This is a genomic window from Thioalkalivibrio sp. ALJ24, assembly GCF_000377785.1.
Taxonomy (GTDB): Bacteria; Pseudomonadota; Gammaproteobacteria; order Ectothiorhodospirales; family Ectothiorhodospiraceae; genus Thioalkalivibrio.
On sequence record NZ_KB898727.1, the window covers coordinates 280,157 to 301,367 of the forward strand.

The 21,211-nt window shown below is 69.0% G+C and carries 21 protein-coding genes; 13 read left to right on the forward strand and 8 right to left on the reverse strand.

All coding sequences use genetic code 11. The features are described from left to right. Positions 1 to 1,356 (reverse strand): 30S ribosomal protein S12 methylthiotransferase RimO, encoded by a 1,356-nt coding sequence (gene rimO / locus D571_RS0107185; protein WP_026287678.1) that lies wholly within the window; start codon positions 1,354 to 1,356, stop codon positions 1 to 3. Positions 1,357 to 1,714: 358 nt separating this feature from the next. Between rimO and rpmE the strand changes: the two genes are divergently transcribed. From rpmE to D571_RS0107225, 8 genes are all read left to right on the forward strand, one after another. After that, a complete protein-coding gene (rpmE, locus tag D571_RS0107190; protein WP_018936002.1) occupies positions 1,715 to 1,918 on the forward strand; it encodes a 50S ribosomal protein L31 in 204 nt (67 codons plus the stop codon). A 211-nt stretch (positions 1,919 to 2,129) separates the two neighbouring features. Next, positions 2,130 to 2,987 (forward strand): M48 family metallopeptidase, encoded by an 858-nt coding sequence (locus D571_RS0107195; protein WP_018936003.1) that lies wholly within the window; start codon positions 2,130 to 2,132, stop codon positions 2,985 to 2,987. 32 nt (positions 2,988 to 3,019) lie between these two features. Next, positions 3,020 to 4,240: a malic enzyme-like NAD(P)-binding protein gene (locus D571_RS0107200; RefSeq protein WP_018936004.1), complete on the forward strand. Its 1,221-nt coding sequence runs from the start codon at positions 3,020 to 3,022 to the stop codon at positions 4,238 to 4,240. Between the two features lie 25 nt (positions 4,241 to 4,265). Further along, positions 4,266 to 5,189, forward strand: a complete 924-nt coding sequence (gene mdh / locus D571_RS0107205) for a malate dehydrogenase (RefSeq protein ID WP_018936005.1) — start codon at positions 4,266 to 4,268, stop codon at positions 5,187 to 5,189. Next, the gene (locus D571_RS0107210) at positions 5,173 to 6,117 is read left to right on the forward strand and encodes a 5'-3' exonuclease H3TH domain-containing protein (protein WP_018936006.1); all 945 of its coding nucleotides are present in this window, start codon (positions 5,173 to 5,175) and stop codon (positions 6,115 to 6,117) included. The genes mdh and D571_RS0107210 overlap by 17 nt, the downstream gene beginning before the upstream one ends. Continuing rightward, complete coding sequence (locus tag D571_RS0107215) at positions 6,114 to 6,779, forward strand: DUF1007 family protein (RefSeq protein ID WP_018936007.1); 666 nt, start codon at positions 6,114 to 6,116, stop codon at positions 6,777 to 6,779. The genes D571_RS0107210 and D571_RS0107215 overlap by 4 nt, the downstream gene beginning before the upstream one ends. Before the next feature lie 4 nt (positions 6,780 to 6,783). Continuing rightward, positions 6,784 to 7,323 carry a pseudouridine synthase gene (locus D571_RS0107220; protein ID WP_018936008.1) on the forward strand — a complete coding sequence of 180 codons (540 nt, stop codon included), beginning with the start codon at positions 6,784 to 6,786 and terminating at the stop codon, positions 7,321 to 7,323. A gap of 107 nt (positions 7,324 to 7,430) precedes the next feature. Then, positions 7,431 to 9,521 carry a transglycosylase SLT domain-containing protein gene (locus D571_RS0107225; RefSeq protein ID WP_018936009.1) on the forward strand — a complete coding sequence of 697 codons (2,091 nt, stop codon included), beginning with the start codon at positions 7,431 to 7,433 and terminating at the stop codon, positions 9,519 to 9,521. A gap of 49 nt (positions 9,522 to 9,570) precedes the next feature. Here the strand turns inward: D571_RS0107225 and D571_RS0107230 are convergent, their stop codons facing one another. Beyond that, positions 9,571 to 9,954, reverse strand: a complete 384-nt coding sequence (locus tag D571_RS0107230; RefSeq protein WP_018936010.1) for a group III truncated hemoglobin — start codon at positions 9,952 to 9,954, stop codon at positions 9,571 to 9,573. Positions 9,955 to 10,025: 71 nt separating this feature from the next. Between D571_RS0107230 and D571_RS0107235 the strand changes: the two genes are divergently transcribed. Beyond that, the gene (locus tag D571_RS0107235; protein WP_018936011.1) at positions 10,026 to 10,931 is read left to right on the forward strand and encodes a fructosamine kinase family protein; all 906 of its coding nucleotides are present in this window, start codon (positions 10,026 to 10,028) and stop codon (positions 10,929 to 10,931) included. A gap of 6 nt (positions 10,932 to 10,937) precedes the next feature. Here the strand turns inward: D571_RS0107235 and D571_RS0107240 are convergent, their stop codons facing one another. The 5 genes from D571_RS0107240 to D571_RS0107260 form a co-directional block, all read right to left on the reverse strand. Continuing rightward, positions 10,938 to 11,816, reverse strand: coding sequence for an NAD(P)-dependent oxidoreductase (locus D571_RS0107240; protein ID WP_018936012.1), 879 nt, complete (start codon positions 11,814 to 11,816; stop codon positions 10,938 to 10,940). 9 nt (positions 11,817 to 11,825) lie between these two features. Next, positions 11,826 to 13,448, reverse strand: a complete 1,623-nt coding sequence (locus D571_RS0107245) for a BCCT family transporter (protein ID WP_018936013.1) — start codon at positions 13,446 to 13,448, stop codon at positions 11,826 to 11,828. Between the two features lie 137 nt (positions 13,449 to 13,585). Continuing rightward, entirely contained in the window at positions 13,586 to 14,209 is a 624-nt protein-coding gene (gene rsmD, locus D571_RS0107250) for a 16S rRNA (guanine(966)-N(2))-methyltransferase RsmD (protein WP_026287679.1), read from the reverse strand. Beyond that, a complete protein-coding gene (locus D571_RS0107255) occupies positions 14,193 to 15,488 on the reverse strand; it encodes a pitrilysin family protein (protein ID WP_018936015.1) in 1,296 nt (431 codons plus the stop codon). The genes rsmD and D571_RS0107255 overlap by 17 nt, the downstream gene beginning before the upstream one ends. Then, complete coding sequence (locus D571_RS0107260) at positions 15,488 to 16,885, reverse strand: pitrilysin family protein (RefSeq protein WP_018936016.1); 1,398 nt, start codon at positions 16,883 to 16,885, stop codon at positions 15,488 to 15,490. Before D571_RS0107260 ends, D571_RS0107255 begins: the two co-directional genes overlap by 1 nt. A 55-nt stretch (positions 16,886 to 16,940) precedes the next feature. Here D571_RS0107260 and ftsY point away from each other — a divergent pair, with 55 nt between their 5' ends. From ftsY to rpoH, 4 genes are all read left to right on the forward strand, one after another. Further along, positions 16,941 to 17,945: a signal recognition particle-docking protein FtsY gene (gene ftsY, locus D571_RS0107265; protein ID WP_018936017.1), complete on the forward strand. Its 1,005-nt coding sequence runs from the start codon at positions 16,941 to 16,943 to the stop codon at positions 17,943 to 17,945. A gap of 7 nt (positions 17,946 to 17,952) precedes the next feature. Next, positions 17,953 to 18,630: a cell division ATP-binding protein FtsE gene (gene ftsE / locus D571_RS0107270; protein ID WP_018936018.1), complete on the forward strand. Its 678-nt coding sequence runs from the start codon at positions 17,953 to 17,955 to the stop codon at positions 18,628 to 18,630. Then, complete coding sequence (locus D571_RS0107275) at positions 18,627 to 19,556, forward strand: ABC transporter permease (protein WP_018936019.1); 930 nt, start codon at positions 18,627 to 18,629, stop codon at positions 19,554 to 19,556. Before ftsE ends, D571_RS0107275 begins: the two co-directional genes overlap by 4 nt. 135 nt (positions 19,557 to 19,691) lie before the next feature. Continuing rightward, positions 19,692 to 20,561, forward strand: a complete 870-nt coding sequence (gene rpoH / locus D571_RS0107280) for an RNA polymerase sigma factor RpoH (RefSeq protein WP_026287682.1) — start codon at positions 19,692 to 19,694, stop codon at positions 20,559 to 20,561. Between the two features lie 324 nt (positions 20,562 to 20,885). On the opposite strand, the gene ccoS is transcribed toward rpoH, so the two are convergent. Next, positions 20,886 to 21,125 (reverse strand): cbb3-type cytochrome oxidase assembly protein CcoS, encoded by a 240-nt coding sequence (gene ccoS / locus D571_RS0107290; RefSeq protein ID WP_018936022.1) that lies wholly within the window; start codon positions 21,123 to 21,125, stop codon positions 20,886 to 20,888. Between the last annotated feature and the right edge of the window lie 86 nt (positions 21,126 to 21,211).

Sequence of the window (21,211 nt, forward strand, 5' to 3'; positions counted from 1 at the left end):
TCATTCGTCCGGGTCGGCCACCTCGGCGATCAGGTCGTGCTCGCGGGTGTCCGTGATCCGCACCTCGATGAAGTCCCCGGCCTCCACCGACTCGGGATCGGCATCCGGCACGCGGATTACCCCGTCGATCTCCGGCGCCTCCGCAGCCGAGCGCGCGACCACGATGCCGTGTTCGTCGGTGCCGTCGACCAGCACCACCGGCTGTGTGCCAACCCGGCGGCGCAGGCGCTCGGCACTGATCTGTGCCTGCACCTCCATGAAGCGCGCCAGGCGCTCCTGGCGCACGGGCTCGGGAACCGGGTCCGGCAGGGCATTGGCCTCGGCCCCGTCCACCGGCGAATAGGCAAAGGCCCCGACGCGGTCGAGCTGCGCCTCGCGCAGGAACTCCAGCAGGGTCTCGAACTCGGCCTCGGTCTCCCCGGGAAAACCGACGATGAACGTCGAGCGCAGGGTCAGCCCCGGCACCTGCTCGCGCCAGCCGGCGATGCGGTCGAGCACCTTCTCCGCCGCGGCCGGCCGGCGCATGGCCTTGAGCACCCGCGGGTGGCCATGCTGCAGCGGCATGTCGAGATAGGGCAGCAGACCGCCCTCCTCGCCGGAACCCATCAGCGGGATCAGGCGATCCACATGCGGATACGGGTAGACGTAGTGCAGCCGCACCCAGATACCCAGCCGCCCCAGGGCCTCGGCGAGGTGCGCAATATCCGAGCGGATCGGGCGCCCGCCGTGGAAGCCGGTACGGTATTTCACGTCCACGCCGTAGGCCGAGGTGTCCTGTGAGATCACCAGGATCTCGCGCACCCCGGCCTCGGCCAGGCGCTCGGCCTCCGCCAGCACCTCGCCGATCGAGCGGCTGACGAGATCGCCGCGCAGGCCGGGGATGATGCAGAAGCTGCAGCGGTGGTTGCAGCCCTCGGAGATCTTCAGATAGGCGTAGTGGCGCGGCGTCAGGCGGATGCCCTCGGGCGGCACCAGGGTCTCGAAGGTGCCCGCCGGCGGCGGCAGGTGCTCGTGCACCGCCGTGACCACGTCCTCGTAGGCATGCGGCCCGGTCACCGCCAGGACGTCGGGGTGGCGTTCGTGGATCGTCTCGGCATCCTTGCCCAGGCAGCCGGTCACGATCACCTGCCCGTTCTCCGCCAGGGCCTCGCCGATCGCCCCCAGCGACTCTTCCACCGCCTCGTCGATGAACCCGCAGGTGTTGACCACAACCAGGTCGGCGCCGGTGTAGTCCCCCACAATCCCGTAGCCCTCGGCGCGCAGCCGGGTCAGGATGCGCTCGGAATCCACCAGCGCCTTGGGGCAGCCCAGGCTGACAAAGCCGACCTGCGGCACTGCGCTTGACAATGCGGACATGTTATTCACAAAGCGACTCCCGTCCTTTCACGCCGGCCCCGAACCGGGGCTGCACCGGGTCGGCGCCCATTGACACAAGAATAAAACTTTATTTTCAGGTACATAATAAATCTGGGCAAAAACTGACCAATTCAGAGCCCTGCGCCGCAGCAAGCCGCTGGAGCCATCCAGTGACAGTTCGTCCACAAAGTTTTCCACAGGTTTCGGGGAAAACTCGCGCGCCCCGGCGCAAACCCCGAAAGACAACGACCTGGCCGGACCGCCAGCCGCCTCGGGCGAAGACCGCCGCCGACTTGCGCGCGGCCACAGGAGGCGGCTATGCTAGCGCACTTTTCGCCCGAACACGCGTGAGTCGACCATGAAAGCCGAGATCCATCCCCAATACCGCGAAGTCAACGTGATCTGCAGCTGCGGCGCCAAGTTCACGACCCGGTCCACCCTGGGTCAGGACGAGATGCACCTGGACGTGTGCTCGCAGTGCCACCCGTTCTACACCGGCAAGCAGAAGATCGTCGACACCGCCGGCCAGGTGGACAAGTTCAAGCGCCGTTTCGCGTTCTGAACCCCGTCGCGAGGTCGCATCACGCGGCCCCGCAGGCAGGCGGCGGCCCCTCGGCCCCGCCGGCGTGGCCGATCCGGCGAGGGCATCCTTCGGGGTGCCCTCGTTTGCGTGCGGGCTCCGCAGGGCGGTCCGCAGGGTGTATGCTGAAGACGTGTCATCATCCCGCATCCCCGCGGGACCTGCAGGCAGAAACCGCATGAACTGGTCACGCATGAACTCGCTGTTCCGTCCGCTGCGCCGGCGCCTGCCGGTGCTGGCCCTGATCGCCGTACTGGGCATGGCCCTGGGCATGCCCGCCTGCACCACCAACCCGGTGACCGGACGTTCCCAGCTGATGCTGGTCTCGGAGAACCAGGCGATCGACGCCTCGCGCGAGGCCTACGTGGAGATGCTCTCCGGCGCACGCGACGAGGGGCGGATCAACGCCGACCCCGAGATGACCGAACGGGTCCACGGGATCACCGAACGCCTGGTCGCGCAGGCCATCGAGTACCGCCCGGAGACCGCCGACTGGGACTGGGAGATCGCGGTCATCGAGGCGCCGGACACCCTCAACGCGTTCGCAATGGCCGGCGGCAAGATGGCGATCTACTCCGGCATCATCAAACAGCTCGAGCTGACCGATGATGAACTGGCGCAGATCATCGGCCACGAGATCGGCCATGCGCTGTCCGCCCACAGCGCGGAGAAGATGTCGATGGCGATGGCCTCCAACATGGCGGTCACGACCTTCGCCATCACCGGCGACCGCTCCGAGCTGGCCCTGACCGGTGCCGCACTGGGCGCGGTGCTGGCGGTGCAGCTGCCGCACAGCCGGCGCATGGAGACCGAGGCCGACGAGATCGGCATCGAACTGGCGGCCCGCGCCGGCTATGACCCCGACGCCGCCCCGGCGCTGTGGCGCAAGATGGCGGAGCAGTCCAATGGCAGCCGCCACCCGGTGTTCCTCAGCACCCATCCGGCGCCGGAAGGGCGCCAGCGCGCGCTCGCCAGGCTGGCCGACGAGGTACGTCCGCTGTACGAGGCGGCCCGCGACCGCAACGATCTACCGACCCACCCGGTCAACTGAACCCACTGCCCGCACAAGGCCCGTTCGCAATCATGTCCGACGATTTCAACCAGCGCGCCCTCGACTACCACGCCCGCGAACCGGCCGGGAAACTGGCCATCCACGTCACCAAGCCCACCGCCACGCAGGACGACCTGTCGCTTGCCTACTCCCCCGGCGTGGCGGCCCCGGTGCGCGCCATCGCCGACAACCCCGACGAGGTCTACCGCTACACCGGCAAGGGCAATCTGGTGGCGGTGATCACCGACGGCACCGCGGTGCTGGGACTGGGCAACACCGGGGCACTGGCCTCCAAACCGGTGATGGAAGGCAAGGGCGTGCTGTTCAAGACCTTTGCCGGGGTCGACGTTTTCGACATCGAGGTCGACGCCGCCCAGCCCGAGGACTTCATCAATACCGTGGCGCGGATCGCCGGTGGCTTCGGCGGCATCAACCTCGAGGACATCGCGGCACCCCACTGCTTCGAGATCGAGCGCCGCCTGAGCGATCGCCTGGACATCCCGGTGTTCCACGACGACCAGCACGGCACGGCCATCATCACCGCGGCCGGGCTGCTCAATGCCCTGGCCATCCAGGGCAAGGATCTGGCCGACGCCCGGATCGTCTGCGTCGGCGCGGGTGCCGCGGGCATCGCCTCCATGCAGCTGCTGGTCCGCCTGGGCGCGAGCAAGCACCACATCCACATGGTGGACCGCAATGGCGTGATCCACAGTCACCGCGACGACCTCAACGAATACAAACAGATTTTCGCGGTGGACACCGACGACCGTACGCTGGAGGATGCCTGCCGCGACGCCGACGTGTTCATCGGGCTGTCCGGCCCGGACATCCTGACCCCGGAGATGCTGCAGAGCATGGCGCCGAATCCGATCATCTTCGCCCTGTCCAACCCGGATCCGGAGATCCGGCCGGATGTGGCCCGGGCCACCCGGGACGACCTGATCATGGCCACCGGGCGCTCGGACTACCCCAATCAGGTCAACAACGTACTCGGGTTCCCGTTCATCTTCCGCGGGGCGCTGGACGTGCGCGCCCGGCGCATCAACGACGCGATGCTGGTCGCGGCCACCCACGCGATCGCCGACCTGGCGCGCGAACCGGTGCCGCAGAGCGTGCTGGACGCCTACGGCCGCGACCACCTGGAATTCGGACCGGACTACATCCTGCCCACGCCGTTCGATCCGCGCCTGATCGAGACCATCCCACAGGCGGTGGCCCGGGCAGCCCGCGACAGCGGCGTGGCGCGAACCTGACACCACAAGCCGGGGAGCGCAGGCCATGCAGAAGATCGCCATCGTCGGAGCCGGGCGAGTAGGGGAATCCACCGCGCAGTTCCTCGCCCGCCGCGACCTCGCCCGCGAGATCGCGCTGCTGGACGTCCACGAGGGAACCGCCGCCGGGGCCGCGCTGGATATCCAGGAGACGGCGCCGCTGCTGGGCTTCGACACCCGTCTGACCGGTTCCCACGAGGCGGACGTCGTCGCCGGCGCGGAACTGGTGATCATCACCGCCGGGCTGCCGCGCAAGCCGGGCATGTCGCGCTCCGATGTCCTCGACAAGAATGTCGCCATCCTCGACGCGATCCTCGAACAGGTGCAGCAACACGCCCCGGACAGCCGTCTGCTGGTGGTCTCCAACCCGGTGGACGTGCTGACCTGGCGTGCAGCGCAGAAGACCGGCTGGAGCCGCGACCGGATCCTGGGCCAGGCGGGCGTGCTCGACACCTCGCGCATGGCCGCCTTCATCGCGCTGGAGACCGGGCTGTCGGTGCACGACATCCAGGCCCTGGTGCTGGGCGGGCATGGCGATGCCATGGTCCCGCTGCTGCGCTACTCGCACGTCAACGGGATCCCGCTGGACCGGTTCCTCGATCGCGAGACCCTCGATTCCATCGTCGAGCGCACCCGCCACGGCGGCGCCGAGATCCTCGCCCTCAAGCAGACCTCCAGCGCCTACGCGGCCCCGGCCGCGGCGATCGCCGAGATGGTCGAGGCGATGGCACTCGACCGGCGTCGGGTGCTGCCCACGGTCGCGCTGCTGGACGGCGAATACGGCCAGCGCGATGTCGCCACCGGCGTCCCCTGCATCCTCGGCCAGGGGGGCATGGAACGGATCGTGGAGCTGGATCTCCAGGCCGACGAACAGGCGGATCTCGAGCGTTCCATCGCCGGTATCCGGAAGGATCTTGAACGCCTGCAGTGAACACGCGGCCACCCCGGCCTGCACGGTCGTGGACACCAGCATCTTCGTGTTCCGCGCGTGGTTCGCACGGGGCCTCGACCCCGACCCGCAGGGGCGTCCGGGCGGTGCCCTGCACGGCTTCGTCCATTCCCTTTGCCAGTGGCTGCCGCAACGCGCCCCGGGGCCACTGGCCTTCTGTTTCGATACCTCGCTGCGGTCCGGTTTTCGCCACCGCCTCGATCCCGGGTACAAGGCCCATCGCCCGCCGGCGCCACCCGAGCTGCGGGCACAGTTCGCGCGCATCCGCGAGCTGCTGGAAGCCCTCGGGCTCGCGCAGTTCGCCCACCCGGAGTACGAGGCCGACGATCTGATCGCCACCCTCGCCCGCAACGCGCGCACGGCGGGACTGCCGGTCGTCGTGATGAGCGCCGACAAGGATCTGGCACAGACCATCGTCGGCGAACGCGACCGCCTCCACGACCCGGAGCGCGGCCGGCCCATGGATCGCCGCGCCCTCGAGAAGCGCCTGCGCGTGCGCACCGATCAGGTGGCCGACCTGCTGGCGCTGGCCGGCGATCGCAGCGACAACATCCTCGGGATCCACGGCCTCGGTCCGCGCGGTGCGGCACGCATCCTGCGCCGCCTGGGCGACCTCGAAAGCGTGCTCGCCGATCCCGACGCGGTTCGCCGCTGCAACCTGCGCCGCGCCACCGCGCTCGCGAACGCGATCGCCGCCGCCCCCGAACGCCTGCGCCTGTCGCGCCGGCTGACCGGTCTGGTGGACGACGTCCCGGGACTCCCCCGGGGTTCCGATCTGCCCGCCGAACTGCAGCCGCGCGGACCGGTCAGGGACATATACTTCCGGCTGCATGACCTTGGCGTGCATCCCGACTACCACGAGCGGCTGCTGCGCGCCGCCGCCCCGACCCCGGAGGCCATCCCGGCATGAACCCGGTCCGCATCCAGACACGCCTGATGGCGAGCCTTGCAGCTCTCCTGCTGCTGGCCACGACGGCCGGCCTGCCCGGCACCGCGAACGCCCATCCGCACGCATGGATCGACCTCAAGGTCGACTTCGAGCGCGATGACACCGGCGAGCTCGTGCGCATGCATCACGTGTGGCACTTCGACCCGATGTACTCCGAATATCTCCACGAGGACGCCCTTGCCCATCAGGAGGGCGACAGCGATGCCAAGCGCCTCAACGCGCTGGCGCGCGAGATCCTCGATAACCTGGAGGAGTACCGGTGGTATACGCACCTCCAGGCCGACGACCGCACGATCGAGGTACGCGCCGCGGAGGATCCGCGGATGGAAAAGACCAACGACACCCTGGAATACCGCTTCAGCCTGTCCCTGGAAGGGGCCCCGGACCCGGCGGATACCCCGGTAGAATACAAGGTCTACGACCCCACCTATTTCATCGAGATCCTGCATCCCGATGAGCGTCCGCCGCAGGTCCGCAGCGCGCCCGAGTGCAAGGCCGAGGTCGAACGCCCGCGTATCGATCCGGTGATGGTCGCGCGGGCCATGGCGCTGGACTACGGCGCCGAACCTGAAGAGGACCTCGGACGCCACTTCGCCGACCGCGTGACCCTGCGCTGCGACTGAGGGCATGAGCCGGATCCTGCTGTTCCACAAGCCCTGGGGTGTGCTCAGCCAGTTCACCGACCGCGAGGGTCGTCCCACCCTGGCCGATTACATCGACCTGCCCGGGGTGCACCCCGCCGGACGCCTGGACCGCGACTCCGAGGGCCTGCTGGTGCTCACCGACGACGGGGGCCTGAATGCCCGCATCACCCGCCCCGGTCCCGACTCCGCGGGCAAGAGCTACTGGGTGCAGGTGGAAGGCGAACCCGACGAGGCCGCACTGGAGGCCCTGCGCACCGGGGTCGAACTGCGGGACGGACTCACCCTGCCGGCGAAGGTCGACCGTATGGACCCGCCGGACCTGCCGGAACGCGACCCGCCGGTGCGCTTTCGCCGCCACATCCCCACCCGCTGGCTTGCGATCACTCTTTACGAAGGGCGCAACCGTCAGGTCCGGCGGATGACCGCGGCGGTCGGCCACCCCACCCTGCGCCTGGTGCGTTACCGGGTCGCGTCCTGGACCCTGGACGGTCTGGCCCGCGGCGAGACCCTGCGGCTCGGCTGAGCCCCGAAAAGTGCTGCCATGACGCGCAAAAATCGCCCTCGGGGATTGCCAGGCAAGAGGCGCTGGCGGATGATGGAAAAATACGTGTCGCTGCAGGAGAACCAGGCATGCGCAACCGCCCGCGGCTGATCGCCGGCACTCCCGGCATGGTCCTCGCCATGACCCTGACCCTGCTGATCGGCGGCCCGACCGCGGCTTCCGGCTCCGCCGCCGACGAAACCCGCTACGCCTTCGAACGCGGCCTTTTCGTCACGGCCGAACGCGCACTGAACCGGGGCAACACCGAGGCGTTCGAGCGCGCGCGAGAGACCCTGGCCGATTACCCCCTGGCCCCCTATCTCGACTACCGCCGCCTCGCCCGCAACCTCGGGCGTGCGGAGCCCGAAGCGGTGCGCGAATTCCTCGACCGCCACGGCGACACCCCGCTGGCCGACCGCCTGTACGCCAACTACCTGCGTCATCTGGGCGAGGAATCCGAATGGGATACCCTGCTCGAGATGGTCGACGACCAGCGTTCCATGGGAGTGACCCAGGACTGCTATCGCCGCCAGGCGCTGCTGGACCGGGGCGAGGATGACGCTGCGCTGGAGGACATCGAGTCGATCTGGCTGCACGGCCATTCGCGGCCCTCGGCCTGTGACCCGGCTCTGGATGCCTGGCGGGATGCCGACGGCCTGACCGGCGAGCTCGCGATGCAGCGCTTCGCCCTCGCCATGGACGCCGGCCAGACCGGGCTGGCCCGCTACCTGCGCCGCTACCTCGACCGTGACGACGAAGCCTGGGCCGAACGCTGGCTGGAACTCCGGGAACGGCCACGGCGGGTGGCGCAGGCGGACTTCGATGCCGACGACCACCCCCAGGCCAGCCCCATGGCCGAAGACGCCTGGAAACGCTGGGTCCGTTCCGACCTGGACGCCGCCCTGGAAGCCTGGGAAGAACGGTCCGCGGACGGCCCGGCCACCCTGGACGAAGACGGCCGCCATGCGGTGGCCCACGCCCTGGGCCTGCGCCTGGCGGTACGCTACCGCGACGAGGCCGCCGACTTCCTCGCCGGACTGGACGAGGCGGTCTTCGACACTCAGCTGCGCCAGTGGCAGGTGCGCGTGGCCCTGCGCGCGGGCGACTGGCAGACGGTACGCGATGCCGTGCGAGCGATGCCGCGTGACACCCGCGAGCAATCCCAGTGGCGCTACTGGTTCGCTCGCGCCGAGGAGGCCCTCGGCAACGACGACAGTGCCCGCCGGCACTTCGAGCAGGCCGCCAGCGGCCGCGATTTCCACGGTTTCCTCGCCGCCGACCGGCTCGGCCAGCCCTACCGCATCGGCCATCGCCGCGCGGAGCTGGATAACGGGGTGCGGGTACGCGTCAGCAACGACCCGGCCATGCTGCGCATGCGCGAACTGCTGCGCCTCGATCGCTACGCCGAGGCGCGGCGCGAGTGGCAGCATGCGGTCGCGCGCATGGATGACGAGGAACGGGTCGCGGCCGCGCGTGAGTTCGCCGAATGGGGCTGGCACGACCGCGCGATCTTCACCGTGGCCCGCGCCCGTCACTGGGACGACATCGAACTGCGCTTCCCGCTGGCCTTCGACGACCTGATCGTTACCGGGGCACGCGAGCAGGGCATCGACCCGGCCTGGGCGATGGCGGTCGCGCGTCAGGAAAGCGCCTTCCTGCAGGATGTGCGTTCCGGGGCCGGAGCCCTGGGCATCATGCAGATCATGCCGGCCACCGGGCGCAACATCGCCTCGGCCGCCGGCGTGCAGGTGAATTCCGACTGGGACATCCTCGACCCGGCGAACAACGCGCGGCTGGGCACCTATTATCTGGGGCGAAACCAGGAACGCTTTGGCGGCCACGGCCTGCTGTCCACCGCCGCCTACAACGCCGGGGCCCACCGCGTGCGCCAGTGGCTGCCCGAGGAAGACGAAACCCTGGACGCGGACATCTGGGCAGAACTGATCCCGTTCTCCGAGACCCGCAAGTACATCCGCCGGGTTTATGCCTATCGTATCCTGTACGCCGTGCGCCTGGGCCAGGAACCGCCGTCGCTGGCGAGCCTGCTGTATCCGGTGACCGCCGAATCACGCCTGGACGAGTCCCGCCAGGCCCACCTGCGCGAACTGCACGGTACCGATGACATCGCGCTGAACCGCCCCTACTGTGGCTTCCCCGGGAGCAGCACGGAACATTGCTGAACATGCTCCGGGCCCAATGCGGGCCCATGCCCCACCCGGGCCCGCCGCCTCAGCCGGTAAGAATGTCCTGGCGCATGCGGCTGGCGATGCCCTCGGCCAGCTGCTGCCATTCCTTCGCGTGCGCCGGGTCCAGCATCTCGTCGGTGGTCGCGCGGAAATGCTCCATCCACGCCTGCAGGTCGTCTTCGGTGAGCCGCAGCGGCGCGTGCTTGCCCACCATGTCGATGGTCGGCGGTTGCTCCAGCCGGCCTCCAAGGTTCTGATACCAGAAATCGCTGATCCGGCGCACGTGATCCTCGAAATCCTCGATGCGCTCGAAGTGATGACCGATGCGGGGATCGGCCGACAACCGGCGATAGAACTCTTCGATCACGGCGCGGATCTGCTCCGCCCCGATCTTGTCGCACAGCGGTTCCAGTTTGCGGAAGGCCATCTCGAGACTCCTGACGTTCGGGGTGTGTAGTGGTTAACCTAGGCGCCCAATCCGCCACGGGAGACAGACGCATGACGCGAAGCAGCGCACGGGACGACGATCTGACCGCCGCCCTGGCCCGGTGCATCAAGGACCATACCGGAGTGCCGTTCGAGGCGACAGGCCACAGCGCACGCTCCGGCGGCTCCATCAACCAGGCCCTGCGCCTGGAGGGTACCGACGGGCGCCGCTTCTTCGTCAAGGTCAACCGCGGCGACCACGCCGGGATGTTCGCCGCCGAGGCCCGTGGCCTGACCGAGCTGCAGCGCTGTGAAGTGCTCAAGATCCCCGCAGTGATCGGCACCGGCGAGGCTGCCGGCGCCCGTTTCCTGATCCTCGAGGACCTGGATCTGGGCGGCCCGCGCGACGCGGTGGCGCTGGCGCACGGCATCGCCGACATGCACTCGCACACCGCGAGCCGCTTCGGCCTCGACGAGGACAATTTCATCGGATCCACGCCGCAGTCCAATCGGCCGCACGTTAACTGGGTGGATTTCTATCGCGAGGAGCGCCTGGGCTTCCAGCGCCGCCTGGCCCGCGACCGCGGGGCCCCGCGCGGGCGTCTGGACACCCTGGCCGAACTGGAGGAGCGCCTGGACGGCTTCTTCACCGACTACCGCCCGCAGCCGTCGCTGCTGCACGGCGATCTGTGGAGCGGCAACTGGGACTTCCTCGGCGACGGCCGGCCGACGCTGTTCGACCCGGCCACCTATTACGGCGACCCGGAGGCCGACCTGGCGATGATGGAGCTGTTCGGCCACCCCGGGCGGGACTTCTTCGCGGCCTACGCCGAACAGCGGCCGCTGGATCCCGGCTACGCCACCCGCCGCACGCTGTACAACCTCTACCACATCCTCAACCACGACCACCTGTTCGGCGGCGGCTACGGCTCGCAGGCCGAGCGCATGGCGCAACAGCTGCTCGCCGAAGTGCGCTGACGCGGGTCAGCCGCGGTTGCCGGCCTCCGGCACGATGGACGAATAGATGGCCGAGTAGTCGGCATCGCCCAGCCCCCGATCGGCGGCCTGTTCGAGCAGCTCCGCCAGCAATGGCAACCAGGGGTCGGACAGTCCCGCGTCGGCGGCCGCCTGATGGGTCAGGCGCACGTCCTTGAGCAGGTGCTTGACCGGGAAGTTGGCGGTGCCGAAGTCCCCCGAGCACATCTTGTCCAGCTTCTTGTCGAAGGTGGGCGCGTAGAGGGCGCTCTCGCGCAGGATCTCCATGAAGGTGTCGACCTCCACACCCTCGCGGCGCACCAGCCCCAGGCTCAGGGAGAATGCCGCCGTAAGGCTGGCGATCAGCTGGTTGAAGGCCAGTTTGAGCGCGGCGCCCTGCCCCGGACCACCGACATGCCGGACCGTGCTGCCCAGGGCCTCCAGCACCGGCGCGACCCGTTCCACCTGGGAGGCATGATCGGCGCCGGCCATGATCAACAGCCGCCCGTCACGCGCCTCGGGGATGGACCCCAGCACCGGGGCCTCGACATAGCATCCCCCGGCCGCCCGTACGCGTTCGCCCAGGGCCCGACTCTCGGCCGGCAGTATGGTACCCATCTGGATAAAACAGCGCCCGTCCACGGTTCCCGGCGCCAGATCAGCAAGCACGGCCTCGATGGCACGGGCATCGCTGAGCATCAGGATCACGTGCTCGGCGCCCTGCACCGCGGCATCCGGGGTGGCATGGACCACGGCCCCGGCCCGTGCCAGATCCTCGGCGCGGGCCGGGGTCCGGTTGTATGCCTGCAGCGGGAACCCCGCGTCGATCAGACGCAGACCCATGGGGGTCCCCATCAACCCGCAGCCCAGCAGTGCCACCTGTGACATCTCGGTCTCCTAGCGGATCTTCTCGTCCAGGTCCTCGGTGTACCCCAGCAGCGTATGCGGAGGCGGTGCCTCGCGCTGGTAACGGCTGGGCGTGATCGCCTCGGTCTGCTGCAACGAGCGATAGAGACCGATCATCATGATCAGCATCACGATGGAGAACGGCAGGCCGACGCTGATGGCCGCCGCCTGGAGTGCCGCCAGGCCACCGGCCAGCAGCAGGATCGAGGCCACGACCCCCTCGGCCACCGCCCAGTACACACGCTGGGTCACCGTGGGGTTGCGTACGTCCCCCGAGGCCAGGGTGTCGATCACCAGCGAACCCGAGTCCGAGGAAGTCACGAAGAAGGTGACGATCAGCAGGGTCGCCGCGCTCATCACCACGATGGCCATCCAGTCCAGCATCGGCAGGGCCTCGATGGTCAGGAACAGCGCAGTCTCCATCCGCTCCGAGACCTGGCCGGCCACGTCGGCCACGCCGTCCAGCTGGAAGCCCATCGCGGTGCCGCCGAACACCGACAGCCAGACGAAACCGGCTGCGGTGGGCGCCAGCAGCACGCCGGTGACGAACTCGCGGATGGTGCGCCCGCGCGAGACCCGCGCGATGAACATGCCGACGTACGGCGCCCAGGAGATCCACCATCCCCAGTAGAAGATGGTCCAGGTCGAGGCCCATCCGGAATCCTCGATCGTGTCGGCCCACATGCTCATCGCGGGCAGGTTCTGGACGTAGACCCCGGTGGACTCGACCAGCGTGCGCAGGATGAACAGCGTGGGCCCGAGGATCAGCAGGAGCGCGATCAGCACCACGCTCAGCCCAATGTTGAAATTCGACAGCCGCTTGATCCCGCGGTCCACGCCCAGCGCCACGGAGACCACCGCGATCAGCGTGATGATCCCGACCAGAATGATCTGGACAGGTGTGCTCTCTTCGATGCCGAAGACGAAGTTGAGTCCGGCATTGATCTGCATGGCTCCCAGGCCCAGCGAGGTCGCGACACCGAACATCGTCCCGAACAGCGCGAGGATGTCGACCAGATGGCCCCACGGACCGTAGATCCGGTCACCGATGAACGGGTACAGCGAGGAGCGGATCAGCAGCGGCAGGTTGTGCCGGTAGGCGTAGTAGGCCAGCGACAGGCCCACGATGATGTAGATCGCCCAGGCGTGCAGGCCCCAGTGGAAGAAGGTGTAGCGCATCGCCTCCATCGCCGCCTCGGTGCTTTCCGCCTCGGCGTGCGGTGGCGACATGTAGTGGTACATCGGCTCGGCGATGGAGAAGAACAGCAGGCCGATGCCCATGCCCGCGGAGAACAGCATCGCGAACCACGCCGGATAGCTGAACCGCGGCGCCTCGAACTGATCCCCCAGTCGCACCCCGCCATAGCGGCTGAACATCAGGTACAGCGCGAAGACCAGGAAGACCGTCACCACCAGCATGTAGTACCAGCCCAGATAGCGGGAGATGCCGTCGCGGATCTGCTCGAACCAGGTCTCGGCGAGGTCCGTGAACACGGCCCCGAAAACCACGAACGCGACGATGATGATGGTGGCGATGATGAAGACCGGACTGCAGATGACCCCGAAACCGCGGACGCGGGTCTGGGTCAGTCCGGGGGTGGACGACTCATCCATGGATGACTCCCCTTGTTCATGGGTGCGCCGGGGCCGGATCGTGGGACGCTGAAGCCGACCTGCGCGGGTGGCGGTACCGTGTATGTACAGCCCTACGGTAGCGGAAGGCCCGGGTTACTGCAAAAGCGTGACTATCATCACAGTGTCTCACCGGCCGGTTCCAGCAACAGCCCGCGAGCCTGCCCGGCGGTGCGTTCACGCAGGATCCGCCACTTCGGGCCGACCACCTCTGCCAGGTCGCGATGCGCCTCCAGCTCGGCGTAGACCCGCGCCCCGGGGGCCAGCCAGTTACCTTCGAGCAGCGCCTGCAGGGCCGGCCCCAGTAGCCCGCGCTCGAACGGCGGGTCCAGGAACACCACGTGGAAGGGACCCGCCGCGTCCGGGCCCGCCTCCAGAAAGCGCGCGGCATCGGCGCAGCGGACTTCCACGCTGGTTGCGCCCAGCACCTCGCCGGCCTGCTCCAGACCGCCGGCCACGCGCCGGTCGCGCTCCACCAGCAGCACCGACTGCGCCCCGCGCGACGCGGCCTCGAACCCCAGCGCCCCGGTGCCGGCATACAGGTCCAGGACCCGCGCACCCGGCAGCACCGGCTGCAACCAGTTGAACAGGGTCTCGCGCAGCGCATCGGCGGTGGGGCGCAGTCCGGGGGCATCGGCCACCGGCAGCCAGCGCCGGCGCCACGCGCCGCCGATGATGCGCACCCGCGACTCGTGGCCGCGCCGCCCCCCGGAGCGGGCGGTGCGCCTACGGCTCTTCGCCACCGACGATCACCGTGACCAGGGCCTGCGGGTCGACGCGCTCGCGGACCGCGTGCTGCACGTCCTCGAGGGTCACCGCGTCCATGCGCGCCGGATAGGCCGAGAGGTAGTCCGGGTCGAGGTCGTAGAACCCGATCAGGGCCAGATGCGAAACAATCCCGGCGCTGGACTCCAGCCGCAGCGGGAAGCCGTTGATCACGTTGGCTCGCGAGGCCTCCAGCTCGGCGCCCTGAACGCCCTCGGCGTGCCAGCGCCCGATCTGTACATGCAGGGCCTCCACCGCCTCGGCAGTCTGCTCGGTACCGGTCTGCATCGACACGCTGAAGGGGCCCTCCGCTGCGCGCGGCTGGAACGCACTGCGGACCGAATAGGCCAGTCCGCGCTCGCTGCGCAGTTCGCGGAACAGGCGCGAGGTGAAACCGCCGCCACCCAGCACGTGGTTGCCCAGGGTCAGCGGATAATAGGCATCGTCGCCGCGCTGCAGCGCCGGGGCCCCGATGCGGATATGCGCCTGTTCCGAAGGGAACGGGACGTGTTCGGTGACCGGCTCCTCCAGCCGCGGCACCGGTGGCAGCGCGGGCGCCGCCTCCCCGGGGCGCAGGGCCTGCGAGACCCGTGCGGCCAGGCCCTCGGCCTGCTCGCGGTCGATGCCCCCGGTCATCGCCAGCACCGCGTTGCCGGTGGTGTAATAGCGCTCGAAGAAGGCCTGCGCATCGTCGCGGGTCATCGCCTCGAGGCTGTCCCGGGTCCCGGAAGGCCAGCTGGCGTAGGGGTGCCCGGCGTAGGCCAGCTCGTGGAACCGGCGCGAGGCCATGCTCCCCGGCTCCTGACGCTCGCGCTGCAGCCCCTGCAGGGCCTGACGCCGTGCCCGCTCGAAGTCACCCTCGGGGAAGGCCGGCTCCGCCAGTACCGCGGTCAGGGTCTCCATCGCGGTGTCCAGCCAGTCCTCCTCGGTCAGGCTGCGCAGGGTGACCACGGCCATGTCGCGCTGCGAGCGGGTACTGAAACGAGCCCCCACGGACTCGAAGCGCTCGGCCAGTTCGTCGGCGTCCATCCCGGCCGTGCCATGGCGCAGGCCGCGGCTGGTCATCCGCGCCAGCCCGGGGAGTTCCTCGTCCCGCGCGGCCCCGGCGTCAAAGGTCAGGCGCAGATCGACCATCGGCAGATCCGGGGCCTCGACGAACAGCACCTGCAGGCCCTCGTCGGTCTCCCAGCGTTCGATCTCCATCGCCGCCGCGGGCGCGGCGAACAGCACCGCCAGCAGCACTCCCGTCCAGCGCATCACAGCTCACCTCCATACTCGGCGGCCGGTTCCTCCGACTCGCGCTCGTCCAGTGGCAGCGGATCCAGGATCCCCACCGTCAGGGTCTCCGGCACCAGGTATTCCTGCGCGACGCGACGAACATCCTCCGCGGTGACCGCGCGCACCCGATCGACGAAGGCACCCAGCTCCTGCCAGCCGATGCCGACCGTCTCCAGCATCGCCAGCTGCGAGGCCTGCGCATGCACCGAGTCGCGGCCGTAGACCTCGGACGCCACGACCCGCGCCTGCACGCGCTCCAGCTCGTCCTCGCCCACCGACTCCTCGCGCAGGCGCTCGATCTGTTCGCGCAGGGCGGCCTCCAGTTCCGCGGGATCGGTGTCCGCCGCCGGCACCCCGCCCAGCATGAACAGCCCGTCACGGCGGGTGAACGGGCTGTAGCTGGCCGACGCGGAGCCGGCGATCTCGCGTCCGCGCTCCAGCTCGCGGGCCAGCCGCGAGGCCTCGCCGGAAGACAGCACCCCCTCCAGCACCAGCAGGGCATAGGCATCGTCCGGCTCTTCCAGCGAGTTCAGCGACGGCGCCTTCCAGCCCATCATCACGTAGGGCAATTCGGCCGGCATCTGCACCGTGACGCGCCGCTCGCCGGTCTGCGGGGGCTCGCTGCGCGCCGGGCGTTCCCCGCCCGGTCCGGCGGGGATGTCGCCGAAATGGCGTTCGGCGGCGGCCACCACCGCCTCGGCGTCGACGTCCCCGACCACCGCGACCACCGCGTTGTCCGGGGTGTACCAGGTGTCGTACCAGCCCTGCAGGGCCTCCACGCTGTACTCGTCGATGTCGCTCATCCAGCCGATCACCGGCTGGCCGTAGGGATCGGCATGAAAGGCCGTGGCCATGAACGCCTCGCGCAGGCGCGCGTTCGGCCGGTCCTCGACGCGCTGTCGCCGTTCCTCGCGCACCACCTCGCGCTCGGGCAGGAACTCCTCCTCGGTCAGACGCAGGTGCTGCATGCGCTCGGCCTCCATCTCCAGCAGGGTCTCCCAGTGATCGCGGCCCAGCAGCTGGTGATAGCCGGTGTAGTCACGCCCGACAAACGCGTTCTCGCGACCGCCCAGGCGCGACACGACGCGCGAGAACTCGCCGGGCTCGAAGGCCTCGGAGCCGCGGAACATCATATGTTCCAGCATGTGCGAGATGCCGGTGACCCCGCCGTATTCGTCGGCCGAACCGACGCGGTACCAGATCTGGGTGGAGACCACCGGCGCCCGCCGGTCCTCCAGCACCAGGACGGTCAGGCCGTTGTCCAGACGGGTCTCGACGACGTTGTCGGTGATGGAACCGGATGCCGCGGCGGGAGCCGCGAACAGGGCCGTCAGGCAAAACAGCAGCGGGGCCAGCCCCGGGACGCGAACACGCATGTTGTGAACCTGCCTCGTGCTAGGATTATGCATCTCTCAACAGACCTCTCCCGGCATGTTCGGTTTCCGCAAAAAGAAAAAGTCCGAGGACCCCGCAGACGACGCCACGCCGGCCGCCGAGGAAAAGCCGGCACGCGGCGGGTGGTTCCGGCGCCTGCGTCAGGGCCTGTCCAAGACCGGCCAGGTGCTCAACGCCGATCTCGGCAGCCTGTTCCGCCGGCGGATCGATGACGAGCTCTTCGAGGAACTGGAAGAGCGCCTGCTGCTGGCGGATGTCGGCCTGGAAGCCACGCAGAAGATCATGGACCGAATCACCGGCGAGGTGAAGCGGCGCGAGCTCGACAACGCGGAGGCGCTGATGGATGCGCTGGAAAACGCGATGATCGAGGTGCTGGAACCGGTCTCCGAACCGCTGACCCTGCCGGAGCACCCGGGCCGGCCGTTCTCCATCCTGGTGGTGGGCATCAACGGCGCGGGCAAGACCACCACCATCGGCAAGCTCGCCCATCACTTCCGCGCCGACGATTTCTCCGTGATGCTCGCCGCCGGCGACACCTTCCGCGCCGCGGCGGTGGAGCAGCTGCAGAACTGGGGCGAACGCAACGAGGTACCGGTGATCGCCCAGGGCACCGGCGCCGACTCCGCCTCGGTCGTGTACGACGGCCTGCAGGCCGCCACCTCGCGCGGCATCGACGTGATGATCGCCGACACCGCCGGGCGCCTGCACACCCAGACCAATCTCATGGACGAGGTGCGCAAGGTCAAGCGGGTGATGGGCCGGCTGGATGCGCAGGCCCCGGACGAGGTCCTGCTGGTGGTGGACGGCGGCACCGGGCAGAACGCCCTGAGCCAGGCGAAGCAGTTCCACGAGGCCCTCGGCCTGACCGGCATCGTGGTGACCAAGCTGGACGGCACCGCCAAGGGCGGGATGATCTTCGCCCTGGCGGAGCAGCTGGGCGTGCCGGTGCGCTTTATCGGCGTGGGCGAGAAGCCCGAGGACCTGCAGCCCTTCGACGCCCGCCGCTTCGTACGGGCCCTGCTCGGCCGGGACGACGACTGACCCCTCGATGATCCTCCTGCAGCGCGTCACCAAACGGTTCGGCTCGCAGTCCGAGGCCCTCAGCCAGGTCAGCCTGAAGATCGACCCGGGCGTGATGGCCTTCGTCACCGGCCCGTCCGGCGCGGGCAAGAGTACCCTGCTGCGCCTGATTGCCGGACTGGAACGCCCGACCCGCGGGCGGCTGCGGGTCAACGGCTTTGATCTCGACCGGCTCTCGGCGCGCGACATCCCGCAGTTCCGCCGCGGCGTCGGACTCGTCTTCCAGGATCACCGCCTGCTGTACGACCGCCCGGTGTACGACAACATCGCCCTGCCGCTGGAGATCATGGGGTACCGGCGTCCCGAGATCCGCCGCCGGGTGCGTGCGGCGCTGGACAAGGTCGCCCTGCTGCATCGCGAGACCGCGCGGCCGCAGACCCTGTCGGCCGGGGAGCAGCAGCGGGTCGGGATCGCCCGTGCGATTGTCCACCGCCCGGCCCTGCTGCTGGCGGACGAACCCACCGGGAACCTCGACCCGGCGCTGTCGCGCGAGATCCTCGCGCTGTTCGCCGACTTCAACCGCATCGGCATGACCGCGCTGGTGGCCTCGCATGACCAGGACCTGGTGGAACGCATGCCGCACCCGGTACTGCACCTGGAGGACGGGCGCATCGAGGCCCGTACGCGTCAGGGAGCCGAGGCATGAGCCGCACGCGGGCCTTGCGGGAGCGGCTCGGCGCCTGGCGCGAGGCCCACGCAGATGCCGCGCGGCGCAGCCTCGCGCGACGTCTGCAGGCCCCGGTCATGTCCCTGATCAGCATCGCGGTGCTCGGCTTCATCCTCGCCCTGCCGGCCTTCCTGTGGGTCCTGCTGGACAACGCCCGGGCATTGTCCGCGCATGTCGACCACGAACCGCGCGTCGCGGTGTATCTCGAGGCCGGCGACCCGGAGGAGCTGAAGGACCGCGCGCGCGAACTGGAACAGCGCGCGGACGTGGCGCGGGTCACGGCCATCCCGGCCGAACGCGCGCTGGAAGATTACCGCGCCGGGCTGGAAGACCCGGGGCTGCTGGACTGGATGGACGAGAACCCGCTGCCCGACACCCTCGACGTGGTGCCGGCCCGCAGCGACCCGGACACCGTCGGACGCGTGGAAGAGACCCTCGCACGGGAGTTTCCCGGGGCCACGCTGGTGAGCGACGACGAATGGGTCCGCCAGCTCAACGCCCTGCACGACCTCGGCGCCCGCATCCTCGCGATCGTCGCGGGGCTGCTGGGGCTGGGTGCGCTGCTGGTGCTGGCCCTGGCCAGCGCGTCGGAGCTGCGCGAACGGCGCGAAGAGATCACCATTGCCCGGATCAGCGGCGCGACCCACCGCTTTCTGCGACGGCCCTCCCTCTACGGGGGGGTCTATGGCGGCCTGGGGGGCGGGCTGTTCGCCGTGGGGCTGCTCTACCTCGGCGCCGCACTGGCGCGCGAACCGCTGGAGTCCGCGGCTGCGGCGTTCGAGATCGACTACGCCCTGCACCTGCCGGGCCCCGGGGTGGCACTGGGCGTGGTGCTGGTCGCGGTATTGCTGGGCTGGACGGGGGCGCGGCTGGGCAGCGGGCACGCACTGCGCGACGCGCCCTGAGACTCCGGAAGCCAGGCCCCCGGGCACTTGAAATCGGCCGTCCCGAACCCATATTCCGGAACTCCTGCGAGGTTTAGCACTCCAACCTGACGAGTGCTAAAATCGTGAACGGACATGAAGGAGGATCGCGAATCCATGAGCCAGGCATTGATGCCCCACCGTACCGACATGCCGGTGCCGGTCGGCGACCTGAACCACTACATGCAGGCGGTATCGCAGATCGAGGTGCTGGACGTCGAGCAGGAGCGCGAGCTGGCGCTGGAGCTGCACGAGCGCAACAACCTCGAGGCCGCGCGGGCGCTGATTTTGCACAACCTGCGGTTCGTGGTGCACGTGGCCCGCGGCTACAAGGGCTACGGGCTGCCGCTGGGCGACCTGATCCAGGAAGGCAATGTCGGCCTGATGAAGGCCGTGCGGCGTTTCGATCCGCACCAGGGCGTGCGCCTGGTGTCCTTCGCCGTGCACTGGATCCGGGCCGAGATCCACGAATACATCCTGCGCAACTGGCGCATCGTGAAGGTCGCGACGACCAAGGCGCAGCGCAAGCTGTTCTTCAATCTGCGCAGCGCCAAGCAGCGTCTGGGCTGGATGAACCGTGAAGAGGTCTCGGCGGTCGCCGAGGACCTGGGGGTCAGCGAGGCCGAGGTCTGGGAGATGGAGAACCGGCTGGCCAGCCAGGACACCAGCTTTGATCCGCTGCCCGAGGCCGACGACGACGAGCGTTCCGCACTCGCGCCGGCCCAGCGTCTCAGCCTCGAAGACCTCAGCGACGACCCCGCCCGGATGGCCGAGGAGGCCGACTGGGAGGAACATTATCGCTCACGGCTGGGCGAAACCCTGGACAGCCTGGATGAGCGCTCCCGCGACATCCTGATGCGGCGTTACCTGGGCGAGCAGAAGACCACACTGCACGAGCTCGCCGCCGAGTATGGCGTGTCGGCCGAACGCATCCGCCAGATCGAGAACGCCGCCATCCGTCGGATCCGCTCGGCCTTCAGCGACTAAGGGCGAGCCTCCGCGGGCAAAGCGGTACCGCGCGTACACAGCAGAGCCTGCCACCAAAAAGGCCCCGGCATTTGCCGGGGCCTTTTCGTTTTGCTGCCCTGATCTCCCCCGTCGCCCCGGGACGCACCCGTGACAAGCCCGGAACCGCAGTCCTCAGCCGAAGAGGATTACCGAGAAGAAACTGAACCAGGAGAAAATGACCAGGGCCGCAATGAAGGTCAGCGGAAAATTCTCGAACGTAAACCAGTCGCGCATGGCGGCACCTCAACATCCATTACGGGAACAGGGACAAGAGTAAGCGCACGCGTGCCGCGGCGCAAGGGGTCATTCGTCTCGAGCCGACGTTGACGAGCGCCCGTCGGGGCCGCCCGGGCCGTTGTCGCGGTACGGTTCCTGGTCGCCGGACCGCGTCGGGATGCGCGGATCATCGTCGTCCATCAGGATCCGGTGCGCCGGCCCCTCAAGGTCGTCGTACTGCCCGGAGCGGATCGCCCACAGCAGCAGCAGACCGACCACCAGCGCGAAAAGCATCGCCAGCGGAATGAGCAAGTACAGCATGTTCATGCCTTCAGTGTACGGAGACGGCGCCGTACACGAAACCCCGCACACGCGTCGATGCGACCCGGGGAGCCCGGGGCAACCCGGGCCAG

Bases quoted from the DNA above. Each gene is read 5' to 3' on its own strand.
- D571_RS0107230 (WP_018936010.1), bottom strand. From the start codon at position 9,954: ATGGCCTTCCGCAAACTGGAACCGCTGTGCGACAAGATCGGGGCGGAG.
- rpmE (WP_018936002.1), top strand. From the start codon at position 1,715: ATGAAAGCCGAGATCCATCCCCAATACCGCGAAGTCAACGTGATCTGC.
- D571_RS0107275 (WP_018936019.1), top strand. From the start codon at position 18,627: ATGAGCCGCACGCGGGCCTTGCGGGAGCGGCTCGGCGCCTGGCGCGAG.
- rimO (WP_026287678.1), bottom strand. From the start codon at position 1,356: ATGTCCGCATTGTCAAGCGCAGTGCCGCAGGTCGGCTTTGTCAGCCTG.
- D571_RS0107200 (WP_018936004.1), top strand. From the start codon at position 3,020: ATGTCCGACGATTTCAACCAGCGCGCCCTCGACTACCACGCCCGCGAA.
- rpoH (WP_026287682.1), top strand. From the start codon at position 19,692: ATGAGCCAGGCATTGATGCCCCACCGTACCGACATGCCGGTGCCGGTC.
- mdh (WP_018936005.1), top strand. From the start codon at position 4,266: ATGCAGAAGATCGCCATCGTCGGAGCCGGGCGAGTAGGGGAATCCACC.
- D571_RS0107235 (WP_018936011.1), top strand. From the start codon at position 10,026: ATGACGCGAAGCAGCGCACGGGACGACGATCTGACCGCCGCCCTGGCC.
- D571_RS0107260 (WP_018936016.1), bottom strand. From the start codon at position 16,885: ATGCGTGTTCGCGTCCCGGGGCTGGCCCCGCTGCTGTTTTGCCTGACG.
- D571_RS0107225 (WP_018936009.1), top strand. From the start codon at position 7,431: ATGCGCAACCGCCCGCGGCTGATCGCCGGCACTCCCGGCATGGTCCTC.
- ccoS (WP_018936022.1), bottom strand. From the start codon at position 21,125: ATGAACATGCTGTACTTGCTCATTCCGCTGGCGATGCTTTTCGCGCTG.
- D571_RS0107215 (WP_018936007.1), top strand. From the start codon at position 6,114: ATGAACCCGGTCCGCATCCAGACACGCCTGATGGCGAGCCTTGCAGCT.
- D571_RS0107240 (WP_018936012.1), bottom strand. From the start codon at position 11,816: ATGTCACAGGTGGCACTGCTGGGCTGCGGGTTGATGGGGACCCCCATG.
- D571_RS0107195 (WP_018936003.1), top strand. From the start codon at position 2,130: ATGAACTCGCTGTTCCGTCCGCTGCGCCGGCGCCTGCCGGTGCTGGCC.
- ftsE (WP_018936018.1), top strand. From the start codon at position 17,953: ATGATCCTCCTGCAGCGCGTCACCAAACGGTTCGGCTCGCAGTCCGAG.
- D571_RS0107245 (WP_018936013.1), bottom strand. From the start codon at position 13,448: ATGGATGAGTCGTCCACCCCCGGACTGACCCAGACCCGCGTCCGCGGT.
- ftsY (WP_018936017.1), top strand. From the start codon at position 16,941: ATGTTCGGTTTCCGCAAAAAGAAAAAGTCCGAGGACCCCGCAGACGAC.
- D571_RS0107220 (WP_018936008.1), top strand. From the start codon at position 6,784: ATGAGCCGGATCCTGCTGTTCCACAAGCCCTGGGGTGTGCTCAGCCAG.
- D571_RS0107255 (WP_018936015.1), bottom strand. From the start codon at position 15,488: ATGCGCTGGACGGGAGTGCTGCTGGCGGTGCTGTTCGCCGCGCCCGCG.